Source organism: Microcystis sp. M49636_WE2, from assembly GCF_030065375.1.
Taxonomy (GTDB): Bacteria; Cyanobacteriota; Cyanobacteriia; order Cyanobacteriales; family Microcystaceae; genus Microcystis; species Microcystis aeruginosa_C.
Genome location: NZ_JASJFG010000960.1, coordinates 1 through 2924 on the forward strand (window position 1 = coordinate 1; position 2924 = coordinate 2924).

Annotated in this window: 2 protein-coding genes and 2 pseudogenes; all 4 read left to right on the forward strand. The window is 38.7% G+C overall.

All coding sequences use genetic code 11. The features are described from left to right. A pseudogene (locus tag PX484_RS22095) lies at nucleotides 1-336 on the forward strand (hypothetical protein); the annotation flags it as partial. A gap of 71 nt (nucleotides 337-407) precedes the next feature. After that, nucleotides 408-659, forward strand: coding sequence for a BolA family protein (locus PX484_RS22100; RefSeq protein WP_002755721.1), 252 nt, complete (start codon nucleotides 408-410; stop codon nucleotides 657-659). A gap of 275 nt (nucleotides 660-934) precedes the next feature. Beyond that, nucleotides 935-2230 carry a P-loop NTPase fold protein gene (locus tag PX484_RS22105; RefSeq protein ID WP_288105506.1) on the forward strand — a complete coding sequence of 432 codons (1296 nt, stop codon included), beginning with the start codon at nucleotides 935-937 and terminating at the stop codon, nucleotides 2228-2230. A 10-nt stretch (nucleotides 2231-2240) separates the two neighbouring features. Then, nucleotides 2241-2924, forward strand: a pseudogene (locus tag PX484_RS22110) (tetratricopeptide repeat protein); the annotation flags it as partial.

The window sequence follows — 2924 nt, forward strand, 5'->3', positions numbered from 1 at the left end:
CGGATTTTTAACCAACTATCTAACTATCATCTGCAATTAGCTAATAGTTTCTCAGGAATTGACCCAAAAGTATTCGATTCTCAGCGTCAAAGTGCTTTAAACACCGGACAACTGCGGGATGAAGCCACCTATCAGCTTGCTTTGGTCCATAGGGCGCAAAATCAGCCAGAATTGGCGGTTCCTTTGTTAATTCAGGTGATTCAATCCCAAAACCCCACCAGTGAATTAGGACAAAAAAGCTATCAACAACTCTACGAGATGGGATTTGTCAGCACACCCATCTCCGCACCGACTCCCACATCGGCAACTCCTAACAACTCCCCCCCACGGCAGTAAATTTTGTCCCCATTGACGAGCTTTCGGTAACAATGGGATCAGAGTATCTTTAATTGTTTTGAGGAGTTAAGATGGTTGACTTTCGCCAAGTAGAAGCGATGATTCAAGAACAAATCCCCGATGCACAGGTGATGGTTCGGGATTTAACGGGAGGTGGCGATCATTTGGAAGCGGTGGTTATTTCTGGCGAATTTGCTGGCAAAACCCGCGTTAAACAGCATCAAATGGTTTATGGCGCTTTACAATCGGCACTGGCTACCGAAGCCATCCATGCTTTGGCATTAAAAACCTACACTCCCGACAGTTGGGCAGCAGAAAAATAACAGTTATCAGTTATCAGTTATCAGTTAGTTTTTTGGCTCTCTTAGGTTTGGTGGGCAAAATGTATTCTAAGATACATTCTTCCTAGCGAGCGAGTGGAAGGAACCACAAAGACACAAAGGACACAAAGATTGATCGATCCTCTGTAAGTTAAACTTATCACACAGAACCTAGAAGAGCCAACTACCCAATTCATAATTCATAATTCATAATTCATAATTCCCACACCCCACACCCTACCCCCACGAAAAACTTTTTCAGCAACCCCTAATTACTTATGGTTAGTCCTTTACTAGAACCCTTTCGAGAAGCCTATCGCAATTTGGAACTTTTACCCCTGCGATCGGATAAAGAATTACAGCGTTTTGCTGTCAAATACGGCACAGAAATTATCGACGAATTAGAACAATTGGTCGAAGATAGTCCTTCGGAAGACGGAAAAATTATTCTAGCAGGACATCGGGGTTGTGGTAAGTCAACCCTACTCTATGAATTTAAAAGAAAGTTAGATGATCGCTATTTTGTTGTTTTCTTCTCGATCTCAGACACGATCGAAATGTCAGACGTAAATCATGTTACTATTTTATTCTCGATCGCCGTTCAGATGATGTCAGAAGCGGAAGCCCAAAATTTAACTATTAAAGATTCTATGAAAAAAAGCTTTTCTCAATGGTTTACTGAACAAATTCGCACCGAAACCAATCAAGCAAATGCCACTCTCGAAACAGGTTTTAACTTTTCTACTTTACTAGCTCACATTAAAGGAATTCTCAAGATTAATTCGACTATTCGCGAGGAAATCAAACAAAAATATGAGCGGAGAATTACCGATCTAGTTGCCCAAATTAACATTATAGCTAGTGAGATCGAGTCCCAAAGTCAGAAAAAAATCTTAGTAATTGTTGATGACATTGATAAAATTGACTTAGCACAGGTAAGGGATATTTTTCAATCCCATATTAAAGCGATTATGTTGCCCGGTTTTCGGATTATTATGACTATTCCGATCGCCGCTTTAAGAGAGGTAGCTTTAAAGGCAACTCTCCAAACAGAAACCAACGATCAGATCGTGCAAATGCCTGTATATAAACTCTTTAAACAGGGAGAAATTAATTCACCTAATGCTATACCCGATCCGCAAATTATTGCTACTTTAACCGAGATTATCACTAAGCGCATCGATTCCGATTTAATCGATCCTGACACCCTCGAAAAAATTTGTCTTTATAGTGGGGGAGTGTTACGAGAATTAATTCGCATTACTAATGATTGCTGTCGGGTTTGTTTGCGATCGGTTCGTCGTTATCCTGATGATAATACCCTAAAAATTAATCAAGCTGTTTTAGAACAATCAATCACAGAACTTAGTCTCGATTTTGCTGAAAGTATCGGTACAGCAGATGAGGAAATTATTAAAACTGTTTATAAAAAGTCAAAACCGAAGGATCTCAAGGATCAAAATTTTCTAGATCTGCTGCATGGTTTATATATTTTGGAATACCGCAATGGCGATCTCTGGTATAACGTGCATCCGATTGTAGTTGAGTTAATGAAAAAAAGAGGAACAATTTGAATGGTATATTATGACTGATGAAACATCTTCAATTATTGACCAAAATGAAAGAGAATACGAAGGTTTAATCGTGTCTCTAGAGGCAAATCAAGAGAGATTAAATATATTAATTTGTGTGTGTGATCAGGAAAAATTGCGAGAAGAAATCATCGATCGCTATAGCAAAGAATTAGAACCAGTAATCCCTTGTTATCGGATTGATTTAGATCAAAAAGAACCGAGTTTAAGAGCAGCAATTGCTAGTTTAGTCTCCAGAAAACCAGAGTTATTACAAAGCAAAAACGCCGTGATCACAACCACAGGAGTGGAAAAATTACACTCGATCGAATGGCAACGGGAAAAATCGGAACTAGATAAATTTTTTGGTTATCTGCAATGGACAAGGGAAGGATTGCGAGAATTTCCCTATTCCATTGTTCTTTGGGTAACAAGCACAGTGGAGGTAAATTTACGCAAAAAGTCCCCCGATTTTTGGAGTTGGAGAAAAGGAGTTTTTCGCTTTATTTCTCCTCCAAGTAACTTTTTACCTTCTCAGGAAATTTTACCAATTTTACAATCTTTTGACGAAATTACTATAGATAAAGATATTCCTTCAATCTCTAAAGAAGACTTGTTAGAACTAATCGAGCAAATCGAGGTAAATAAAGGCAAAAAAGAGCCAAGACTAGCGAGTTTATATGCCAGTTTAGCTAAA